Raw genomic sequence first — 23,484 nt, 5'->3', positions numbered from 1 at the left:
GTATATTAATTTAATATTATATTAACTTTAACATCGCTGCATCGATGTAAGCAGTTTGCTGTTGGGGTGACTTGGCGGCTGCGAAAATAATTATATCACCCGATTTTGCCAGGTTTGTCTAGTCGCTGAGGAACATCCGATCAATGCAGGTACAAAAGGTTAGCTACCCTGCCGCCGACAATCATTGTACAACGCTCGACGCAAACACCGCTATCGGATTTGAGCGCATTGCCAGAATCGCGGTTCTTTCCCTCAAAGTGCCGATTGTGGCGATCGCTCTGGTTGAGAATAATTCTGAATGGGTAAGATTTAGTCACGGTTTATCGATTTCCGAGGCGCAAAAGCTGAACCTGTTGTTAAACTGCCCCAGCAACCATATGGCGATCGTTCCTGATACCCATTTAGATCCTCGCTTTGCCATTAACCGATTGCAGACTGAGAAAACCGAAATTCGTTTCTATGCCGGATGTTGTGTAACAGACACTTTTGGCAATAAACTGGGAACTTTCAGCATCATGGACTATAGTCCCCGTCAACTGAGCGAAAATGAGGTGCAAGCACTTCAGGATCTGGCAGTTTGGGTGCAAAGCGAGTTGAAGTTACAGAATAAAACTCAGTGCGTTGGCATAGCATCTTTGCCAGAAAATCGCCTGATGGCACTCTCATCGGATTTGTTTTGTACAATCGGGTTAAATGACTTCTTTCAATACCTCAATCCAGCTTGGGAAAAAATATTAGGTTGGACAAGTTCGCAATTGCGCTCTACTCCTTGCTTAGAATTTGTCCATCCAGAAGAGCAACTTTCGACCCAGGAAAAAATTAAGGTATTACAGAATCAAATCTCTAGCGCTCAAGATATTATTTGCTTTGAAAATCGCCTGCGGTGCAAAGATGGATATTATCGATGGTTTTCCTGGCACGCCAGATATTGTCAACAACAACAATTAGTAGAAGCAGCGATTCGGGACATCACCGAACTAAAATTAGCCGAAAAAGAACTGCTGCAACAGTTCGATCAACTTCAATCGGTGTACCATTGGGCGGATCTGGTAGAAAGAGTTAGCAGAGCCAACACAATTGAAGAAATTTACGAACAATCTTTAACTGGTATAAAAGCAGTTTTGAACGCGAATGGAGCTGCCATCTCGATATTTGAAGAAGAGGGTGGCACCATGTTCCAAGTAGGGAAAGGAATTTCAGGAAACTTTATGCTATCCCTAGCCAAATATTCGCCTTGGGTGGACTCAAATTCAGAACCCCAGCCGGTGTTAATTCCCAGGGTAGCAGAGAGCCAGGAATTGGGAGAAATGCAATACGAGCTGTTGCAAGAAGGGATTAGTTCTTGTGCGTGGATTCCGTTAGTAAGTCGGGGAAAACTGTTCGGACGCTTCGGGGTTTATTACGATAAAATCCGGAATTTTGATGAAGAAGAAGTACACTTAGCAGAAACATTTGCCGATTATATTGTATTTGCAATCGAGCGGAAACAAGCAGAGGCAGCACTGAAACGCTCGCAAGCGGAAATCGCCGAAAAAGCTACAGAACTAGAAGCAGCTTTAGCAGAACTCAAACGCAACAAATCTCAACTGATCCAAAGCGAAAAAATGTCAAGTTTGGGACAACTGGTAGCAGGGGTTGCTCACGAAATTAACAATCCCGTTAACTTTATCTACGGCAATATCGAACACGCGCATAACTACACCCAAGATTTACTCAAGCTGTTGCAACTTTATCAAAAACACTACCCCGAACCCCATCCAGAAATTCAAGAAGAAGCAGAAGCAGTCGAAATCGATTTCGTTATTGAAGACTTGCCAAAACTTCTAGAATCGATGAAAGTGGGAGCAGAACGCATTCAAAAAATTGTGCTTTCTTTGCGTAATTTCTCTCGCATGGATGAAGCTGAAATGAAAGACGTTAACATCCATGAAGGAATTGATAGCACGCTGCTGATTTTGCAAAATCGCATCAAAGCTAAACCCAATTCTCCCGGTATTCAAATAATCAAAAATTACACCGATTTGCCTTTAGTGGAATGCTTTCCCGGACAACTCAATCAAGTGTTTATGAACATTCTTTCCAACGCCATTGATGCATTGGAAGAAAAGACCAATTTAAACGATAATTCAGAACCGCCGACTATCTGGATCGAAACCAAATTATCCCATACAGACCGAGTCCTGATCAAAATAGCAGATAACGGAACCGGCATTCCAGAACACATTCAAAAGCGATTGTTTGACCCCTTCTTCACTACTAAACCTGTAGGTTCCGGTACTGGGTTAGGTCTTTCGATTAGCTATCAAATTGTGACTGAAAAACATCGAGGACACTTGCAGTGTAATTCTTGGTTGGGAGAGCGAACAGAATTCACAATCGAAATTCCCTTAAAGCAAAATCTAGGGACTTGAAGATTGCAGATTTTAGATTTCAGATATCAGATTTAATTCAAATCTAAAATCTAAAATCTAAAATCTAAAATTATTTTTTACTCTCCAGCTTGTAACTGCCTTATCAACTCATAAAAAGGTTCCCAATTATCTTCCATCACAATCGGTCGCCAAATAGCTTCAATGCGGGGTCTGAGCAATACCGTTCTTGGATTCCAACGCGCCATTGTTTGAGGAATTTGACCGCGCACATCGAGGGGTAAATTATACAAAATTAGATTAAAAATCTGCTGCCAATTTGCTAGATTATCTGATTTGCCAACATAGCGCAAAAAGTCCGCATCGCTGAAGATAGAATCAACATCTTCGGGGGAATGTCTGTGGAAAAGATCGGTGAGTTCTGTAAAAAAGTCGTGATAGCCTAACTCAGTTTCCTTTAAAATAGCAATCGTTAATTTCACTAACTCATCAGCTTCGGGTAATTGTAAATTCTCCAAACCCAACTTTCTCAGCATTAACTGCTTGTAAGTCAAATAATAATGCTCGTCAAACCGCGACAAAGCTGCTTCCATATCATCCGCCGGTATTACAGCACCTAGCGGAACTTGCAGCATCTGTAAATTCATCTTACAAATTGCGGGTTGACTCCCGTAACTGTAACGTCCGTAATAGTCAAAATAGGCAGCTATAAAATTGGGGTCGTATTTGGGAATAAACCCATAAGGGCCATAGTCAAAACTTTCACCCACAATCGACATGTTATCTGTATTTAATACCCCATGACAAAAACCAGCTGCCATCCATTGAGCGACCAATTCTGCGACTCGTTGGACTAATTCTGCATAAAATAACGAGTAGGATTCGGCTTCGCCCTGCACAGACGGGTAATAATATTCAATGACGTGATTTAACAGCTTTGTAGTCAAATCTTTACGACCGATCCGGTGCAACCGTTCAAACGTACCAAACCGGATATGGGAACGGCTAAAACGCACCATTACGGATGAGCGAGTGGGTGAAGGTTCATCTCCTCGCCACAGTGCTTGACCTGTTTCTATCATGCTTAAGGTGCGGGAAGTTTTCACACCCATGTAGTGCAAAGCTTCCGCCGCCAAAACTTCTCGCACGCCACCTTTAAGCGTGAGTTTCCCATCGCCGCCGCGAGAATAAGGCGTTGTACCGGAACCTTTAGTACCGAAGTCGTAAAGTGCGCCATCGACACCCTTGACTTGACCGTAAAGAAAACCCCTACCATCTCCCAACATGGGGTTATATTCGCCAAATTGATAACCGTGGTAACGCATTGCCAAACACAGCTGACTTCCCTGAAACTTACCAAAGGCTTCGATAAAATCGTTATCCGTAACCGTTTTGGGGTCGAGTCCCAATAAGGGAAGCAATTGGTCGTTGCGGAATCTTAAAATATGCTGGGGAAATTCTGACGCCGCTACTATGTCAAAATAATCGTCTCCTAGAGATTCAAACGCGGGTACGTAATTGAGGGAAAAGAAGGGATTGGGATAATTTTGGATTGTTGCAGTTGCGTCCATGATTGCGTTCCCGCAGCTATTCACTAAATCAAAAAATGTTATTAGTTGTTTTTTGGAAAACAACTAATAACTAATAACTCATTCCTAGGGATTTGATTGATTTTGCAATTGTTGGATTTGTTCTGGAGTAAGAACCTGTTTGATTTGATCGTTAGAAGACTGAACGATTTGTCGAATCCGGTTGATCTGGTCTGGCGTCAGGTTCAAGGTTTGTGCGGTAATTTGCTGACCAGAACGCTGTGCTTCTACAATTGTATCGCGTTGCTCTTTGGTCAACACCGCCTCAATTTGCTGTTGTCTGTTAACCAGAATAGACTGAATGCGTTCTCTCTGTTGAGCAGAGAGATTCAATTCCTGTTGTCCAGCAGATGGACGATTAGAAGGGGTTGCGGGTTGATTTTCCGCCGGACGAGGTGCTGCACTTGGATTAGCGGACTGGGAATAAGCAACACCGGGGACGACGGTTGTCAGAGCTACTGCGGTAGCGACGATAGAAACGCACTTGGCTAAACTAAAAGCCATACTGCTCCTGAAAAATGCATAAGCACCAGTCTAGCGGATATATAGGGGAATGGAGCATAGCCTATGGCATATGACAGAGGAAAGATGAAGAATGACGAATGATATCATGTCCGGTTCTTCACCCATAGTTAGGAATGACACGGTGACACGGTGACACGGTGACTTGGGAGAGATTTTGATTCAGGGTAATTAGGCGGACATGATATGATACGTCATTGCCAATTACCTATGACCTAGGCACGACGAGGGCATAAACCGGGTTTCTTGGTATAGAAACCTGGTTTCAAAGCGTCTTACCGATCGCCCGATCTAATCTTCCACCTCACTGAGACGGCGGATATTTAATACGTCGCTCATCTTTTTAATTTGGGTAAAAATGCGGTCTAATTGGTCATAATCGCGGATATCGATGCCCAAACTAATTAAAGCAGGGCGGTTATCATAGGTTTTGACTTGGGCGCTGCGGACGTTGATATAGTTGTCCGTTAAGCGAGAAAGAATGTCTTTAAGCACGCCAACTCGGTCGAGGACTTCAATTTGAAGATTAACCGGGTAGGTTTGGGGACAAAGACTATCTGATTCGGCGGGATTCCAGCTGACGGGGATTAAGCGATCGCCTTCCACATTTTCTAGATTCGGACACCCTTGTCGGTGAATCGAAATCCCGCGATTGCTGCGCGTCACCAATCCAATAATCGGTTCGCCGGGGATGGGTGTGCAACACCCAGCTAGGGAATAAAGTAACCCTTCAACTCCAGCAATCGGAGAGCGTTGGGTACTTGGTGCAGCAGGACGCAGTCCTTCCCGTTCTTTCAGCGGAGTGCTAACAGCCCCACTTTTTGCCAACTCACAACTTAAGGGCGACTCGGCACAGCTGTCAAGAGCAGGAGCAATCGGTTGTGACGCCCTCACCGCATCCCGCAGTCGATTGACGACTAAATTTAGCGTCACTTCACCGTAACCCAAAGCGGCGAGTAAATCTTCCACGCTGTGGTAGTTACATCGTTCCGCCGCCGCCTGCATCGGTTCCGACTTCAGCAGCGCTTCAAAACCAGTTTTACCCAATTCCTTTTCTAGCAGTTCCCGTCCGCGAGCCACGTTTTCTTCCCGGTTCGATCGCTTGTACCACTGTCGAATTCGGTTGCGGGCGCTGGGAGTGACGACAAAGTTCAGCCAATCCAAACTAGGGCGACCGTTTTTCTGGGTGATAATATCCACAATGTCGCCATTCTTCAACCGCGTCCCCAAGGGCGTCATCCGCCCGTTCACCCTCGCACCGGCACAGTGGTGCCCCACCTCGGTGTGAATTCGATAGGCAAAATCAACGCATGTTGCTCCCTGCAACAGGGGAATTACATCCCCTTTGGGCGTGAAGACATAAACATCGTCTTCAAATAAATTATCTTTAACGCTTTCGATATATTCTTGAGCATCCTTAAGGTCGTTTTGCCATTCCAGTAACTGGCGCAACCAAGTGAACTTTTCATCTTCTGCTGTTAGCTTGCTATGGTCGGAGCGACCAGTTTCTTTATACTTCCAATGGGCTGCAATCCCATATTCTGCCACCCGATGCATTTCCACGGTGCGGATCTGTACTTCTACCGGACGCCCGCTGGGGCCGATGACAACGGTATGCAATGATTGATAGCGGTTGGGTTTGGGTAGACCGATATAATCTTTAAACCGACCCGGAATCGGTCGAAAAGCATCGTGGACAACTGCCAAAGCGCGGTAGCATTCCTCGTTTGTTTGAACGATGATGCGAATTGCTGCCAAATCGAATATTTCGTGAAATTCCTTTTGCTGTCGCTCCATTTTTTGGAAAATCCCGTACAGGTGTTTGGGACGCCAGCTAATGTCGATACATTGAACTCCTACTTGATCTAGACCTTGCCGTAAAGTTTCCCCCACTTGCGCCAGTCTTGCTTCTCGATCGGTTCGTTTTTCAGCTACTAATTCCTGTATTCGTCGATAAGCTTCCGGTTCGAGATATTTAAAGGCTAAATCTTCCAGTTCCCACTTAAACCGCCCAATTCCCAAACGATTCGCCAGGGGAGCAAAAATTTCTCGCGTTTCCAGGGCGATGCGCCGCCTTTTTTCATCTGCTAGGTGTTCCAGGGTTCGCATGTTGTGCAGGCGATCTGCCAGCTTTACCACAATTACCCGGATATCTTTAGCCATTGCCAAAAACATGCGGCGGAAGTTTTCCGCTTGTCGCTCGGTCTTGCTGGAAAAATTGAACTTAGACAGTTTGGTGACGCCTTCGACTAGCTGTCTTACCTCCGCGCCAAACAGCTTTTCCAGTTCTTCTGGGGTAACATCCGTATCTTCAACGATGTCGTGGAGAAATCCGGCTGCTATCATAGCAGGGCTACCACCCAGCTCGCGCAACAATCCGGAGACGGCGACCGGATGGCAGATATACGGTTCTCCCGATGCGCGACTTTGTCCCTGATGCAGCTGATAAGCAAAGCTGAAAGCGCGACAGACTAACTCGTTGTCTGCGGGTGAGAGAGGCACCTCTGGTGCGCCGCCTGCTTTCTTACTTGCAATCCCTTCTATTGATGCTCCTGATGATTCGCTCGATTGCTGCGAGATCAAACATTGCTGCAACCAATCGGGGATCGCACAATCTATCGTCGAAGTCAGAGCTATTGCGTTCATGCTACCCTTGCTAAAATCCTAAAAATATGATGTTGTTTGGAGAATCTGCCTGACGAGGCGGTGGTACGGGTGCAAAATCGGCTCTTCGCTCCTGACAAGGAAAGATTCTTCACCTTTATCACACTGCCAAATCATCAAATGCAGTTGGATCTTCAGAAAATTTTCCACTAGCAGCGATCCGCTATACCCTCCACAAGAATCTGCGGAGGATAAAACAGTTAGCAGCGCTGAGGGAAAGAACTTAATCCTTGCTAGAGCTAACGCCTTTACAGGGCGAGCGGGTTACCCATCGCCTTGATAGAATCGACAAAATTCTTTACATTGATTGTATACTAATGAACTAAAAATGTTACCGCAGTTTTATCGCGATCGCTATCAAGAATTTTTCACCGCTGTTGTCCACCTGCAACAAACTGTCGCTGATGACAATCCCAACCCGACTCTCCTGCGACAGAGCTGCGAGCAACTGCAACTATTATTTCAACAACAAATTTTAAGCTTGGATAGCGATAACTTAGACCCCTCGGTTATGTCGCGGGTACAATCTTTCTTGACCGAACTCAACAAGCAGATGCGCTTACTCTCAATAGATGTCACCTTCTTGCAAGCTTCCCGTCAGTCAGCAACTACTCAACAACGCCTCGCTCAGATTCGCTCGCGCATCGAAACTCTGATAAGCTACTGCAATGCTCTTCTAGATAACGACTCAGCCTCGGTAATGGGTAATGGCGTTCCCAGGCAGAGCCATGGGAACGAGGTAATGGGAACGAAAAATTACCAATGACTAATAACCAAATTCTTTTTAATGTAGAAAATCTGCGGGTAGCTTATCCCAGCCGCAAGTATAGCAGGGAGTCGAACTGGGCTGTCGATGGCGTTTCTTTTACCTTACAACCGGGGGAAAGACTGGGATTGGTGGGAGAATCGGGTTGTGGTAAATCAACCCTGGGACGGGCGGCGATGCGCTTATTACCCCCCCAAACGCGGATTGAGGGGGGAGTAACCTTTGCCGGACAGTCGGTATTCGACCTCGATTCAGCGCAATTGCGCCGCTTTCGGGGGGAAGCAGTGGCGCTGATATTTCAAGATCCGATGACGCGCCTCGATCCTTTAATGACGATTGGGGATCACTGCATCGAAACACTAAAAGCACATAAACCAGAATTGTCTCAACGTCAAGCAAAAGACAAGGCAATTGAAACGTTAGAAGCGGTGAAAATACCGGCGAGTCGGTGGACGCAATATCCCCACGAATTTAGCGGCGGAATGCGACAGCGGGTAGCGATCGCTCTCGCCCTGTTACTTTCTCCCAAACTAATTGTGGCAGATGAGCCGACCACGAGTTTAGATGTCACGGTATCGGCGCAAATTTTACAAGAACTAACGCGCCTGTGTCGCGAAAGGGATATGGCGCTGCTGTTAATTTCCCACGACTTGGCGATGGTGGGGGAATATTGCTCGCGCATGGCGGTAATGTATGGCGGGAAAATAGTCGAAACTGGGACAACCGAAGCGGTAATTCAACATCCCCAGCACGAGTATACCCGCAGTCTCCTGCAAGCAGCGTTACATATTCAAGCCGTCGAGGAAAGCAATACCAATTACCAATTACCAATTACCAATTACCAATTACCAATTCTGCGCGTTAAAGATTTAAAACAGCACTATACATTGGAATGCGGTTTTATCGAGCAACTTTTATCTCGAGAAAACCGAACAATTAAAGCGGTAGATGGAATTAACTTGGAACTTTATCCGGGTGAAATTTTGGGATTGGTGGGAGAATCTGGTTGTGGAAAGAGTACTTTATCGCGAACAATTTTGCAGTTAATTCGCCCAACTGCTGGAAAAGTAGAGTTTCTGGGACAAGATTTAACCGCTTTATCTCGCCAGTCAATGCAACAGCAACGGCGACAAATTCAAATGGTATTTCAAGACCCTCATGCTTGCCTTAATCCTCGCATGACTGTGGGACAAAGTATCGCCGATCCTTTATTTATTCACAAACTGGCTAATCCCACAGAAGCGAAACAACAAGTATTGCAAATGTTGGAACGAGTGGGGTTAACACCAGTTGAAGAGTATTATAACCGATATCCATCTGACTTGTCTGGGGGACAACAACAAAGGGTAGCGATCGCTCGCGCTTTAATTACTCGTCCTAAACTGGTAATTTGCGATGAACCAGTTAGCATGTTAGATGCTAGCGTGCAAACGCAAGTGTTGGAATTAATGCTGGAATTAAAGCGGGATTTTGACTTAACTTATTTGTTTATTACCCATGACCTTTGGGTAGCGAGATTTTTTTGCTCGCGCATCGCCGTGATGAATGGTGGTCGCATCGTGGAAATTGGCGCTACTCAAGAAGTATTTTCCCATCCCAAACACCCTTATACCCAAACATTATTGCAAGCTGCTCCCTTGCTAGCTCAAAGAAACCGGGTTTCTTAAAGAAACCCGGTTTCTTTGGCTCGATGTAACTAGCAACTTACGTTATTATTACGCAATCAACAGTTTCATGTACCGGACTGACGCAAAGAAACCGGGTTTCTAGGCAAAATCGTCGCGAAAGAAAGTGGAGATATGCCTCCCTTCCGCACTCGCGTTCGCGGTAAGAAACAAAGGTGATAGACAAAGAAACCGGGTTTCTAGGCAAAATCGTCGCGAAAGAAAGTGGAGATATGCCTCCCTTCCGCACTCGCGTTCGCGGTAAGAAACAAAGGTGATAGTTCACAGGACATTGTTCACAAAGCATACGTAGTGTTCTGAACAGTTAACATTCTCCGGACAGTTATCATCGTTATAGAAATTGCTAATACAACGTACTAAGAAAGGACATTCGTCCCCGTTAATAACACACCTTATTAACGATGGACAAACACTGACGGCATAAGGACAGGGGCCGCCGTAAATATCACCTGGGCAAAAATAATCCTTACTTATAAACAAATCATTATAAAGACTCTTAAGACCACCGCCATATAACTCAGCATCTTCATCTTCTAATTTCTTGTAAAGAAGATCGAGGTCAGCAATGTTGAGAGATTCAATTTCAGCCCACATTCCGCACCCTCAACTGTCACATTGAAGAGAATGAGAATCAAACTCTCTGTTTTCAGGAGGAAAGGGCTCCCCTTTCCCCCTGAAAATTAATTATTTTTAGAAACCGAGTCAGGAACAAGCGCTCCCCGACGTAAAAATCTGCCATAAATTAACGTTATTAAGCCACAAAAATATAGTAGTGCTGGCGAGCATTAACAACGGCTGAATCAACTTTTGAATTAATTTAACTTACTGAATAATGAAACGATTATTCTGACTTTCACAGCAACAAATAATAAGAGCGACAGCGAGCAGGAAATAAGTTCAATATGCCCTTTCGTTCGGCTGTTAAGTTAGAGATTTGGGTAACTTTCTGTATTTCCAGGTAATGAACTGATTGCTTCCCTGGATTGATACCTTTGCTATCTCTACCGAGACTCCATTTTTCCTCATTTCCAAAAATGATAAAAATTATAATTCCCTAAGTTACCTACTTTCCCTACGTTACCTACTTTCCCTAACTTCCTACTTGTTGGCGATATTTATTCTGAAAAGTAGGAAAAGTAGGTTGACTATAAAAAAAGTTGCTTGATTTTTAAAAGCTGATAAAGTTTAACATGTTATGTACCCCTATTTAGATAGGCAGGCGGACATTTCTGGGGCTAAAAGATTTGGTTGTATATTTTTTAATATTGTGTTATGGTCTCTTGTGGATTATGTCGAGTCAGCCATTCCCTTGATGGAAGTTGAAAAATTAAGAACGGCATGATAAAGAAAAATAGCCAAGCCGTTTGCAGCCATTATTATATTGCCCGGTTGATTATTTAAATTAGATCAAGGGAGGGATACAAATTCCACAACGGTCCACGATATAATTCAGAACAGGAGAGTAAGGAAAGAGTCCCCGATGGGGAATCAAAACCTTTTTATACTTCCGAAATGCAGTCTGAGCTTAGAAAGTTGGTACGGGTTGTTCGTGATTGTTGCAAACAAGGAATATTAAGCAGGTAGAACTATGGTTCAAGCTCAGCCCAATCCAACATTACTGACTGGAAATCTTAAGAGCATATCACCCTCGAAGTCGGAGCAGATTATTCAATTCAACCACCCAGAGAAGTATCGCACCTCAGAGTGGTATACAGGGCATGGAGAAATTGCTGCTAGTGGAGATGGTCGCTCATTTGCCATCTCTGCAAGCTATACTCTCGAAGCCGAAGTTAAGTTGGTAGATGGGGTTTTTGAGCCTTCTAATCCAACCCTAGCTCAGGTCTACAGCAGTCGCAGTCGTTGCGTGGCGATTGTCGATCAAACCGTAAATGAGCTTTATGGAGAGCAATTGCGGCGCTACTTCGAGCATTATGAAATTCCTCTGGAATTGGTTGTTTGTCGCGCTTGGGAGTCTGACAAAACTCCTGATACCGTCCACCGCTTGCTGAAATTTCTCGGTAAAGACGGCTGTGATGTGTCCCGCAATGAACCTGTACTCGTAGTCGGCGGCGGCGTTCTCAGTGACGTAGCTGGACTTGCCTGTGCCTTACACCACCGACGCACTCCTTACGTCATGGTGGGAACAACCGTTGTTGCTGCTATTGATGCTGGTCCGTCGCCTCGCACCTGCACCAATGGCAGCCAATTCAAAAATAGTCTGGGAGCCTATCATCCTCCAGTTCTGACCCTGGTAGACCGGAATTTCTTCCGCACTCTGGCGACAGGTCATGTCCGTAACGGGATGGCAGAAATCATCAAAATGGCAATCACCGACGATGGGGAACTGTTCGAGTTATTGGAACAATACGGTTCTCAATTGCTGGAAACACACTTTGCCACCCTTGGGGGAGATGAGAAACTGGCTAAAATCGCCGATGAAGTCATCTATCGAGCGTTGTACTCCTACATGAAGCATGAAGGGACGAACATGTTCGAGACTTATCAAGACCGTCCCCACTCCTATGGTCACACCTGGAGTCCGCGCTTTGAACCTGTTGCTAAGTTGATGCACGGACATGCTGTCACCATTGGTATGGCGTTTGGTGCGACTATAGCTGTTGAAATCGGCTGGCTCAAACCTACAGAACGCGATCGCATCATCGCTTTGTGTCGCTCTCTCGGATTATCTGTCTACCACCCCATCCTGGAAGATATTGACTTAATGATTGAAGGTCAAAAGAACATGCGCCGCAAGCGCGGAGATGGGGGTTTGTGGGCAGCACTACCAACAGGCATCGGTTCCTGCGATTATGCTCAGGAAATTTCGCCAGAGTTGTTGCAAGCATCTGTCGCCAGCCACAAGCAGGTATGTTCTTCCTTACCAGACGGTGGTAAAGGCAAGGAAATATATCTGGGCGACCTCGGTCTGGAGTAGGATAACTAGGCGATGAGTCAGCAACTAAAAACTCCAAAAGCTGTCAGACCTGTGACTCCTCTGGGTATTTTAGCCCAAAAGCTGGAGGAGATTGTCCAGACAGCAGCACAACTTAACGTGCCAGATTCCCTGATGGCATCTTTGCAACAGGCGCTAGCACTAGCTGCCGGATTAGATCCCTATCTAGAGGAATGTACGACCCCCAAATCACCAGCCCTAGCCACCTTAGCTCAGAAAACAGCCGAGGAAGATTGGAGCCAACGCTTTGATGATGGCGAAACGGTGCGGCAGTTGGAGCAAGAGATGCTCTCTGGACACATTGAGGGACAAACCCTGAAGATGTTTGTTCAGATGACTGGGGCAAAGCACATCCTGGAAATCGGGATGTTCACTGGATACTCAGCATTAGCGATGGCGGAAGCCTTGCCGGAAGATGGGTACGTAGTCGCCTGTGAGGTGGATCAATATGTGGCAGACTTTGCCCGCAGTTGCTTTGATAACTCTCCCCACGGCAACAAAATTAAGATAGAAGTTGCTCCGGCTTTGGAAACATTGCACAAATTAGCAGCAGCGCAAACATCCTTCGATTTGGTGTTCATTGATGCTGATAAGCGGGAGTACATCGATTATTTCCAACTTCTGCTCGATAGGGAACTGTTAGCTCCCGGTGGGATTATCTGCGTGGATAACACCTTACTTCAGGGACAACCCTATTTACCACCAGAACAACGCACTGCTAACGGAGAAGCGATCGCTCAATTTAACCGTGCTGTGGCGGATGACCCTAGGGTGGAACAAGTGTTACTCCCATTGCGAGATGGTTTAACAATCATTCGCCGGAAGTAGAGATATTTAGGACTTACGCAACTGGCACATTTATGAGGTTGGTAGTAAGCGTTTTAACGCTTATTATAAGCACGCTCTGTGCTTACTACAAACCATTGATTCTCGTTACCAGGCTCAACCATTGATTCTCGTTACCAGGCTCAGCCTGGTAACGAGTGTTAGGAGGCTCGGCCTCCCGATTTTTTCCTGCATTGAATAGTCAACCCAGGCTCAGGAATAATGTACTGATGAATGCTTTACTGAAAAATCTCGGCACTTTAACTTTACTTTTAATTGCCTTGCCGATAAATTGTGCGATCGTTCTTGTCTCCCTTTTAGCAAGTTGGGTAACTTCTCCATTTCGCCAGCGCATCGTTAACGAACACCCCAAGAATATCTTGATTACGGGGGGTAAAATGACAAAAGCACTGCAACTGGCTCGTTCTTTTCACCAAGCTGGACACAGAGTCTTTTTAGTTGAAACCCATAAATATTGGCTATCCGGTCATAGATTTTCCAATGCTGTTACAGGATTTTATACAGTACCAGCACCGGAAAAAGATGCCAATGGCTATTACCAAGAGTTACTAAAAATTGTGCAAAAAGAGGGAATAAATGTCTTTATTCCCGTATCCAGTCCAGTTGCTAGCTATTATGATTCTGTAGCAGGAACTTTACTGTCTCCCCACTGCGAAATCATCCATTTTCCGCCTGACATCACCCAGATGTTAGACAACAAGTTCACATTGTGTGAGAAAGCACGTTCTTTCGGATTATCAGCACCAAAATCCTTCTTGATTACCAATCCCCAACAAGTCCTGGATTTTGACTTTGCAGCCGATGGTAGTCAGTATATTCTCAAAAGCATTCGCTACAATTCAGTTTCTCGTCTCGACTTAACCAGACTCCCCTTTGCAGGAATGGCAGATTATGTTAAAAATATGCCTATCAGCAAGGAAAACCCCTGGATGATGCAAGAGTTTATTACTGGACAGGAATATTGCACTCACAGCACAGTTCGCAACGGAAAAATTAGACTTCACTGCTGTTCTAAATCTTCTGCTTTCCAGGTTAATTATGAACACATTGAGAAGCCGGAGATATATGCATGGGTTGATAAATTTGTCAAGGGATTAAACTTAACCGGACAAATTTCTTTTGATTTCATTCAAGCAGAAAACGGCACTATCTACCCTATTGAATGCAATCCTCGGACTCATTCGGCGATTACGATGTTTTACAATCATCCAGGATTAGCAGATGCTTATTTGAAAGATAGTCAGGATGAGAATGAATCGCCAATTGTACCACTTCCTGATAGTAAGCCGACCTATTGGATATACCATGAAATATGGCGACTGACTGGAATTAGGTCATGGTCAGATTTACAAGCTTGGATGCAAAAAGTTTTCCAGGGCAAAGATGCCATTTTTCAAATAAACGACCCTCTGCCATTTTTAGCAGTACCTCACTGGCAAATTACTTTGCTTTTGCTGCAAAAGTTGCGGCAATTAAAAGATTGGGTAAGGATTGATTTCAACATTGGAAAATTGGTGGAGTTAGGCGGAGACTAGGACATTTAACTATCTAACCACTTGTTAATTATTGTTGATTCTTTAATTCCAGGAGAATATCTGTGTCAGCGCTTTGTATCCTTCATTTAGTGGGATCTGCCTGCGATCAATTTTACTGCGATTTGTCACGCCTTTATGCCAAAGACAGTCTCGCAGCAACAACAAATCCCTCGCTTTACGACTTTCGGATTGCTTACATTACACCGGATGGTCAGTGGCGATTTCCCGCATCCCTGAGTCAAGAAGACATCGCTGCCGCCGAACCCCTTCCCCTCGGCGATGCCCTAAAGTTCCTGACAGCACAAAACATTGATGTGATGTTACCACAAATGTTTTGCATTCCCGGAATGACCCACTACCGGGCACTATTTAATTTGCTGAATATCCCTTATGTGGGTAATACCCCGGAGGTGATGGCTTTAGCTGCTCACAAAGCCAGAACCAAAGCGATCGTTGCCGCTGTAGGTGTTAAAGTACCTTATGGAGAACTGCTCCGTCCTGGGGATATTCCCACAATTAAGCCCCCAGCAGTTGTCAAACCAGCGAGTTCAGATAACTCTATAGGAGTGACTTTAGTCAAAGATATGGAAAGCTATGATGCTGCTCTGAAAGCAGCCTTTGAATGCGCGGATGAAGTCATTGTCGAGGAGTTTATCGAACTCGGTCGAGAGGTTCGATGCGGCATCCTTGTCAAGGACGGTAAGCTAGTAGGATTACCATTAGAAGAGTATGCGGTAGACAAACACACTCATCCTATTCGCGACTACGCTGACAAATTGAAACCAGCTGACAATGGTGGGTTAAGTTTGGTCGCCAAAGATCATACCAAGGCTTGGATAGTAGACCCTAGCGATCCGATTACAGAGTCGGTTCAGGAAGTGGCAAAGAAATGTCATCAGGCGTTGGGTTGTCGTCACTACAGTCTGTTTGACTTTCGTATCGACCCCCAGGGACAACCCTGGTTTCTAGAAGCAGGACTGTATTGTTCTTTTTCACCCAAAAGCGTGGTTGCTACGATGGCACGAGCAGCGGGAATCTCTTTAGATGAGTTGTTGTTGATGATGCTCGAGCAGATTCATTAGGTACTAAATTTACTTCAGGGTAGGTAAGTAGATACTCGTAATGACTGGAAGGATTTGAGCAACCCATGTTACCAAATATCAACAGCTTAGAAATTGAAACGCCCCGCGATCGCGCCCTCACCAGTCATCCGATCCTTGGTATCATCGGTTGCGGCAACATTGGAGGGCGACAAGCCGCCAACTTTCTCGCCCACGGCTACCAAGTTTATGTCTACGACATCAACCCAGAGCGGATGGCAGAAGCTCAGCATCTAGGTGCCCACATTACCAACAGCTGCGCCGAACTTGCCGCCTGCTGTGAAATAATTTTTACCGCCCTACCTACCCCCTCTGATGTCATCACAGCAGTATTAGAGGGCACACAGAACCTCCGCCAAGGATTGCGAGCGGGCAGTATCTATGTTGACATGACAACCAACTCGCCGGAAACGGTTCTCCGGGTCTATGAAGCTATGAACCAACTGGGGGTTGAAATGCTCGATGCTCCCTTCAACGATTGCCCTGTGGGTGCCCACAGTCACAAAGGTATGGGTTTGGCGGTTCTAGCCAGTGGTCCGATATCAACCTTTGAGCGGGTTAAACCTATACTGCAACTGATGGCTGATCAGGTACTCTACTGCGGAGAAATCGGTTGCGGAACTCGATGCAAGCTTATCCATAACGCTGTAAATGCCGTGGCGGTTCAGGCAGTCAGCGAAGGGATTACCCTAGGTTTAGCTCAGGGAATTGCACTATCGACAATCTGGGATGTGTTGCGCTTCGGTTCTTTTGGTCAGAGTGCCGGAGATATTCACGGATTGCCCTACTACTGGTTCTCACGACGCTGTGACGATCCCTCCCAACATCCGGCGTTTACTGTCAAATTGCTGCACAAAGACCTACAGCTTGCTCTTGCCATGGCTCGCCAGTATAATGTGCCCGTCCCCCACATCAGCCTGACAGAAGAAGACTATGAACAGGCACAGCAACGGGGCTGGTCTGACTATGCTACAACCAAAGTCCGTTGCTTGCAGGAGGAGCGAGCTAATGCGATCGCTAAAGCCGATCTCCCAATAACCCCTTATCTGACTCCACAACAGCCCCAGCCCAACCAGGCGCAGCTTGGAGATCCTCCCAAGCAAAAACTCCGATTCTCCCTGTATACCTTGTTAGTGTTGGTGCTTGTGAGTAACCTTTTTCAGATGGGATTACACTGGCTGCTTTGGGGATAGGGACTAGATTTAAGCTAGTTATGGGTTTATGGATGCTGTCACAGGGGGGTGGCTTTCCCCCCAATCATCACTGGCTTAACTGGTTGGACTAGCGACGGAATCCGCCGTAACGCGAGGAGTTAAACCAGAAACGCTGACCACAATTCCCCCAAGAACCACAGCAAAAATAATCGCGCTCAACCAGGTCAATGATTCATGGAAGAATAGCCATGCTTCCACAGAACTCATCACCGGAACTAACAGATGGGAAAGGGAAACAACTTCTGCAGCAATGTATTTTAGACAGTAGGTCAACAATCCATGTCCTAGGACTTGACAAAAAAGTGCCATTGTGATAATGGTTAGCCAACCCTTGAGAGAGATAGGTAGAGAGCCATCCGGAAACAGCAAGACCAAGGGAAGAGTTAAGACTGTCACCACTGCGAAGCACCAGAACATGATTGTGCTAGGCCCGAGTCGCTCCCGCAGCCGTTCCGCCAACAGAGGTTCAACACTAAAGAAGACGGCTGAGAAAAGCGAGGCTGCATCACCCCACAAATGCTCTGGGTTAAAGTTAAATTCCTCAACACCCAGCAGAATTGCTCCCCCAGTAGCGATCGCCATTCCAAACAAGAAAGCTCGACTGAACTTTTGACCCCAAAACATCCAAGCAAATAACCCTGTAAATAGTGGCGTCAGGCTATGAAGCAGGGTGGAATTAGCAACAGTAGTTTGAGTCAAAGCCCAAGCCCAAGAAACAACTGCTACAGCAAAGGTTACTCCCAGTAGCAAGAGTAAAATTCCGCTCAACTTCCAGCTTGTCTTCCAATCAACATTGGAAGCTTCATCCTGTTGGTCTGGTTGGTTTTGGAAAGATGTATTCCGGGAGATTATCTGCAACCCTGCAAAAATCAGCGTCGCCATCCAGGAACGATGAAAGATTGTCGCATAGGGAGTAATTTCAGTCTCACAAAGGCGAATAAAAATCGGTGCAAAAGAGATTGCTATTAGCCCGAAAGCCAGAGCAATAAATGCTCGAAAGCTCTTTGAACCGAACCAATGGAAATAATCGGGACTATAGGCAAGTCGAAGAGCCTGCGGCACTTTCATAGGTACAGATGTGAGGAATATTTCTTCAGTAAATGATAGCAAAGTTTACACAACCGGACTTATGCACAAAGTAAGAAGGTAAAAAAGCAATTTCAAAGTTTGGAGTAGCGATTGCCCGAGTCCTGCACAAGTAATTTTGCTACATTCCCCACCCAAAACGGAGAAACCGCTTGTATACCTAGTTACTCAACCCACATTCCGCACCCTCAACTGTCACAAAGATCAAAATCTCAGGAGAGGGGCGAGCAGCGCTTTCCTTGACCCCTCTAGATTGATTGAAAAGACCCCGCCCTTAAGGGCGGGGTCTCATTATCGTATAGGCATAGAAAATAAAGTATAAGTTACACCGGCTCACGCTGACAAGAAAAAAGGGATAAGCTACAGCTGTTTGCGCTCGGCAAGCACAGTGATGAGACAATAAATCCTTGTATATTATGTGTAAAAGAGTTACCCAAAACGGCTGATGAATGCTGCCACAGAAATTGCGGTTCTTGCATCTAGACCATCTAGGCTTAGTTGCGGGTATAATAGATGAGATAGGAATAGTAGAAACAATTAATTGGTTCGGTTTCTAGGTTGCTCGTTCGTCAGTCCTGATTTAGATCCTTTGCGTAAGTTCTGCAACAGAAAAATTGGATTTCGTCACCTCAATCCAACCTCCGAATCAAAATCAGCAAAACCCACAAATGATCGTAAATATTACTGCCGGATCCACAGTCCCCAGGGAATCTGGCGCGACAAATAGCAGCTTTAATATCACTCTGAGGACTGCCTCTCCCACTCCGCTTGCGGTCAAATTCAATACCACAGGTTCCGTTGCCACTTTGGGGACAGACTACACGTTCGACCTGGCAACCAGCACCGGCATTACCGCCATCGATACAGTTAGCAACACCATCACTCTAGCCGCCAACGTCACCAGCGCCACCCTAGCAATCAAACCAATAGACGACAACATCATCGAAACTGGCGGCGAAACTATCCAATTGACCCTCGAACCTGGAACGGGTTACACCTTGGGTGCTAGTTCCGTCGTTCGGTTCGCCTCCCCCACCAACTTCAGCGTTGGGAGTCGTCCTTTTTCCGTCACCACAGAAGACTTCAACGGCGACGGTTTCCTCGACTTAGGGGCGGCGAACCTTGACTCCAACAACGTCTCGGTGCTGCTAGGCAACGGCACGGGTGCCTTTGGTAGCGCCACCAACTTCGGCGTCGGGAGTGGTTCTGCTTTCGTCACCACAGGAGACTTCAACGGCGACGGCAAGTTCGACTTAGCTACCGCGAACTATAGTTCCAACAACGTTTCGGTGCTGTTGAATATCAGTTTCCCCACCGCCACTCAAACCATTGCCGATAATGACCCCGTTACGGTTCAATTCTCTGTCCCCACGTACCAAGTCAATCAAGACGGCACTGTTGTTGGCGCCGCCGTCACCATTACCCGCACCGGAGATGCTGCCAATCCCGGTAGCGTCCAACTTCAACTTGCCAACGGTACTGCTACGGGTGGCACACAACCCTTTGCGACGGGAACTGACTTCGACAATACGACTCAAACGATTAACTTTGCTGCCAATGAAACCAGCAAAACCGTCACAATTCCGATTAACGATGACCCAACAGTCGAACCAAATGAAACTCTGACTCTAACTTTAGTCAATCCCAGTCCGAATTTCGTCTTGGGGACTCAGACTACGGCGACGCTGACCATCCTCGATGCCAATGTTAATCCCACCGCCACCCTTGCCGTCGCACCTTCCACCGTTAATGAAGATGGTTCTACCAATCTTGTTTACACCTTCAATCCCACGGGAGATTTAACCAAATCCCTCACGGTTAACTTCAACGTCGCTGGCACTGCAACGTTCAATACCGATTACACTACTTCCGGTGCGACAACATTTTCTGCTAGTAACGGCACAATTACTTTTGCTGCCAATTCCAATACCGCTACTCTGACAATCGACCCCAGCGCCGATACATCTATCGAACCGAATGAAACTGTAGAATTAACCTTAGCTTCTGGAATAGGCTATAACCTGGGTACTACGAGTGCAGTTGTTGGCACAATTAATGACGACGATGACAGCAACAACAACGTCACTTTATCGGTTAATCCCAGCAGCGTTAATGAAGATGGTTCTACCAATCTCGCTTACACCTTCAATCCCACGGGAAATTTAACCAAATCCCTCACGGTTAACTTTACCGTCGGCGGCACTGCAACGTTTAATACCGATTACACTACTTCCGGTGCTGCTAGTTTTTCTGCCACCAATGGCAGCATCACTTTTGCTGCGGATTCTAATACTGCAACGCTGACGATTGACCCGAATGCAGATGTCTCTATCGAACCGAATGAAACCGTTGTTTTAACATTGATAGATGGGGCAAATTATATTGTTGGCACTTCAACGCCTGTCGCTGCAACCATTACAAATGATGAGTCAAATCAGCCACCGCAACTGAGCAACATCAATAAATCTGCCGATGAAGATAGCGATATTACCTTCAGTGCGGCTGATTTTAGCAATGCCTTCACCGATGCTAATTCTCAGAATTTGATTCAAATTAGGGGAACTTCTCTGCCTAGTAATGGACTGGTTAAATTAGGCAGCAATAATGTTCCCAAAAATCCAGAAATTTCTGTCACCGATTTAGGCAATCTCCGCTTCACTCCCAATCCTAACTGGAATGGCAATACCAGTTTCAATTGGAATGGATTTAATGGAATTGATTTTGCGCTTACACCCGCGACGGTGAACCTGATTGTGAACTCAGTGAATGACCCGGTAGTGTTCAATCCGCTGAAGTCTGAGATTCAATTTACTGCTGTCGTGGTGGATTCTTACTTACCTTCTCTGAAGAGACTTTCCTCGATCCCGACGTAGGTGATACTATTACCTATACCGCCACACTCGACAAGGGTAATCCTTTACCTAATTGGCTGAGTTTTAACCCATTGACTCGCACTTTTACTGGCATTATAACGAGTGGCGTTGTTGGTAGTTTCACCTTGTTGGTGAGGGCGACAGATGGGGGTAATGCTACTGCGATCGCTCTCTTGAACATTACCATCTCTAACATGGAACCCGATTGTTTCTGCGAACAGATTGTTCTTCCCGATATTGACATAAATCCCAATGTTGATCGCAACCCCAATCCAATAGAAGCAGGTCAATCTGGTAGCAATAGTGACGAGACTATCGTCGGTACTGATGCTAGCGATTCCATCGATGGCTTTGGCGGCAACGATTGGCTTGATGGCAAAGCAGGTCGGGATAACCTGATAGGCGGTATCGGAAATGACACGATTTTTGGCGGCAGCGAAAGGGATTGGATTTTAGGCAATCAAGGCGATGACTTGATCGGTGCTAATACGGGTAACGATTTTATCAGCGCTGGGCAGGGTAACGATACGGTGTACGGCGGTCAAGGGAACGACTTCGCTCGCGGCGATACTGATAACGACCTGATATATGGAGATATTGGGAATGATACTGTATCGGGCGATCTGGGCAACGATACCATCTATGGCGGTACCCCCGATATCCAAGACAGAGACACCAACGGACGCGATTTGCTGTTTGGTGCTAGCGGCGATGACTTCATGAACGGGACCCAAGGTCAAGACACATTATTTGGCAATGACGGTAAAGATACGGTACGCGGAGGTCAAAATGATGACATTGTCATTGGCAATGCCGACAACGATCTATTGTTTGGCGACAAGGGAAATGACAGCCTCTGCGGCGACGATGGTAACGATATCATCTATGGTGGCAACGGAAGCGATATCCCCATCACCAAAGGCAGCGAACAAGACGTACTTTGCGGCGGTAAAGGCGATGACTTGCTGTTTGGCAATGAAGGGTTAGACAATCTCAATGGCGATATAGGCAACGATACCCTGTATGGTGGTCAAGAAGATGACATGCTCGCAGGTGGGGCGGGCAATGACTGGTTAAGTGGAGACTTAGGTTGCGATGTTCTGCGGGGTGGTAGCGGCAACGACATCTTCATCTTCGCACCTGGTACGGGTACAGATGTTATCTTTGACTTTCAAGATGGGGAAGATTTTATAGCCTTACGGGGTGATTTGAGTTTCCCACAACTGACTTTTACCCAAAGCAACGATAGCGTTTTGATGAGCGTGAAAAGTAGCGGGGAATTTTTAGCGGTGTTGAATGGGAATGCTCTCAACCAAATCAGTCAGCAGGACGTTATCCAGCTAGATTAGAAAAACCACAGGAGAGTCGATTTGTCCACCCTCCTGACACCAAATTAAACAAACCAACTCCAGATCGCTGTATGCCAGCAAGTTATATCATGTCCGGTTCTTCACCCATAGTTAGGAATGACGCTCCTGACACGGTGACACGGTGACGCTCGCTCGATTTTTATTAAGGGTAATTAGGCGGACATCATATTAATTCCTACCAAATATGCAACAGCAATCAACCGCATCAACTTCCTCTCCACCCCTGGAAGTATTCTGTTCCCGCCAATTTCTGGAATGGTTGCACGAACAACAAATCAGCATTGCCTTCACAACCTATCAAACCTCTCGACTCTGTTTAATTGGCGTTAATTCAGAGGGAAACCTTTCCGGATTTGAGCGTTTGTTTGACCGAGCAATGGGATTATATGCCACATCAGAACGCCTGTATCTCAGTACAAAATATCAGATCTGGCAGAGCGATAACGTGCTGAATCCAGAGCAATTATACAACGGATACGACAAGCTTTATATCCCTCGGATTGGCTATACGACTGGCGATATAGATATCCACGATGTTGCAGTCAACAGCAGCGGAAAAGTGATAAGCTGCTACGCACCTAATTTGAGAGTCAAATTTTGCCTTCTTCTTGTGGGGTGGGACGTATTGCCCGCCTCTTTATTGGATTTAAATGCGTAGCAGCTTATTTGTCAGCAGCTTATTAAATTGTCTGGCAACGGTGAGCGAGCGCTACAGTTGCACTCCCCTATGGAAACCGCCGTTTATCTCAAAAATTATCAATGAAGACCGCTTTGAAGAGGACACACCGGACAAGGAGACGCTCCTGACGCGGGGAAACCCCACGGATAAATCCGGGGGATTCAAGCAAGGAAGAATTTCTTTTCTCTCCACGGATAAATCCGGGGGCAAGTGACCAGGTGCAGAGATCTTGA

General features: G+C 46.0%; 16 protein-coding genes. 12 read left to right on the top strand and 4 right to left on the bottom strand.

Annotated elements, in window-relative coordinates; genetic code table 11:
- Positions 1–143: 143 nt before the first annotated feature.
- The gene (locus tag ACE1CM_RS04570) at positions 144–2,411 is read left to right on the top strand and encodes an ATP-binding protein (protein ID WP_374876229.1); all 2,268 of its coding nucleotides are present in this window, start codon (positions 144–146) and stop codon (positions 2,409–2,411) included.
- Between the two features lie 77 nt (positions 2,412–2,488).
- Here ACE1CM_RS04570 and ACE1CM_RS04565 read toward each other — a convergent pair whose 3' ends face one another.
- From ACE1CM_RS04565 to ACE1CM_RS04555, 3 genes are all read right to left on the bottom strand, one after another.
- Positions 2,489–3,940 (bottom strand): YdiU family protein, encoded by a 1,452-nt coding sequence (locus tag ACE1CM_RS04565; protein ID WP_374876228.1) that lies wholly within the window; start codon positions 3,938–3,940, stop codon positions 2,489–2,491.
- A gap of 84 nt (positions 3,941–4,024) precedes the next feature.
- Positions 4,025–4,462 carry a hypothetical protein gene (locus ACE1CM_RS04560; protein ID WP_374876227.1) on the bottom strand — a complete coding sequence of 146 codons (438 nt, stop codon included), beginning with the start codon at positions 4,460–4,462 and terminating at the stop codon, positions 4,025–4,027.
- Positions 4,463–4,771: 309 nt separating this feature from the next.
- Positions 4,772–7,126: a RelA/SpoT family protein gene (locus ACE1CM_RS04555; protein ID WP_374876226.1), complete on the bottom strand. Its 2,355-nt coding sequence runs from the start codon at positions 7,124–7,126 to the stop codon at positions 4,772–4,774.
- Positions 7,127–7,472: 346 nt separating this feature from the next.
- Here ACE1CM_RS04555 and patD point away from each other — a divergent pair, with 346 nt between their 5' ends.
- From patD to ACE1CM_RS04520, 7 genes are all read left to right on the top strand, one after another.
- Positions 7,473–7,910, top strand: coding sequence for a heterocyst frequency control protein PatD (gene patD / locus ACE1CM_RS04550; protein WP_374876224.1), 438 nt, complete (start codon positions 7,473–7,475; stop codon positions 7,908–7,910).
- On the top strand, positions 7,907–9,577 hold the full coding sequence (locus ACE1CM_RS04545; RefSeq protein ID WP_374876223.1) for a dipeptide ABC transporter ATP-binding protein: 1,671 nt from the start codon (positions 7,907–7,909) through the stop codon (positions 9,575–9,577). The genes patD and ACE1CM_RS04545 overlap by 4 nt, the downstream gene beginning before the upstream one ends.
- Positions 9,578–11,183: 1,606 nt before the next feature.
- Complete coding sequence (locus ACE1CM_RS04540) at positions 11,184–12,530, top strand: sedoheptulose 7-phosphate cyclase (RefSeq protein WP_374876222.1); 1,347 nt, start codon at positions 11,184–11,186, stop codon at positions 12,528–12,530.
- 12 nt (positions 12,531–12,542) lie between these two features.
- A complete protein-coding gene (locus tag ACE1CM_RS04535) occupies positions 12,543–13,376 on the top strand; it encodes an O-methyltransferase (protein WP_374876221.1) in 834 nt (277 codons plus the stop codon).
- Between the two features lie 227 nt (positions 13,377–13,603).
- On the top strand, positions 13,604–14,929 hold the full coding sequence (locus tag ACE1CM_RS04530) for an ATP-grasp enzyme (protein ID WP_374876220.1): 1,326 nt from the start codon (positions 13,604–13,606) through the stop codon (positions 14,927–14,929).
- A gap of 62 nt (positions 14,930–14,991) precedes the next feature.
- Positions 14,992–16,011, top strand: a complete 1,020-nt coding sequence (locus ACE1CM_RS04525) for a D-alanine--D-alanine ligase (RefSeq protein ID WP_374876219.1) — start codon at positions 14,992–14,994, stop codon at positions 16,009–16,011.
- Between the two features lie 65 nt (positions 16,012–16,076).
- Complete coding sequence (locus tag ACE1CM_RS04520) at positions 16,077–17,222, top strand: NAD(P)-dependent oxidoreductase (RefSeq protein ID WP_374876218.1); 1,146 nt, start codon at positions 16,077–16,079, stop codon at positions 17,220–17,222.
- A gap of 75 nt (positions 17,223–17,297) precedes the next feature.
- On the opposite strand, the gene ACE1CM_RS04515 is transcribed toward ACE1CM_RS04520, so the two are convergent.
- Positions 17,298–18,311 (bottom strand): DMT family transporter, encoded by a 1,014-nt coding sequence (locus tag ACE1CM_RS04515; protein WP_374876217.1) that lies wholly within the window; start codon positions 18,309–18,311, stop codon positions 17,298–17,300.
- Positions 18,312–18,997: 686 nt separating this feature from the next.
- Here ACE1CM_RS04515 and ACE1CM_RS04510 point away from each other — a divergent pair.
- From ACE1CM_RS04510 to ACE1CM_RS04495, 4 genes are all read left to right on the top strand, one after another.
- A complete protein-coding gene (locus ACE1CM_RS04510) occupies positions 18,998–21,202 on the top strand; it encodes a Calx-beta domain-containing protein (protein WP_374876216.1) in 2,205 nt (734 codons plus the stop codon).
- The gene (locus tag ACE1CM_RS04505; protein WP_374876271.1) at positions 21,136–22,551 is read left to right on the top strand and encodes a putative Ig domain-containing protein; all 1,416 of its coding nucleotides are present in this window, start codon (positions 21,136–21,138) and stop codon (positions 22,549–22,551) included. The genes ACE1CM_RS04510 and ACE1CM_RS04505 overlap by 67 nt, the downstream gene beginning before the upstream one ends.
- Positions 22,552–22,756: 205 nt before the next feature.
- On the top strand, positions 22,757–23,230 hold the full coding sequence (locus ACE1CM_RS04500; RefSeq protein ID WP_374876215.1) for a DUF4915 domain-containing protein: 474 nt from the start codon (positions 22,757–22,759) through the stop codon (positions 23,228–23,230).
- Positions 23,223–23,465: a DUF4915 domain-containing protein gene (locus ACE1CM_RS04495; RefSeq protein WP_374876214.1), complete on the top strand. Its 243-nt coding sequence runs from the start codon at positions 23,223–23,225 to the stop codon at positions 23,463–23,465. Before ACE1CM_RS04500 ends, ACE1CM_RS04495 begins: the two co-directional genes overlap by 8 nt.
- The last annotated feature ends 19 nt before the right edge of the window (positions 23,466–23,484 follow it).

It is taken from the genome of Microseira sp. BLCC-F43, from assembly GCF_041929235.1.
In the GTDB taxonomy this organism is placed as follows: domain Bacteria; phylum Cyanobacteriota; class Cyanobacteriia; order Cyanobacteriales; family Aerosakkonemataceae; genus Microseira.
Note: the sequence above shows the minus strand (reverse complement) of the source record. Positions and strands in the feature narration are given on the sequence as shown.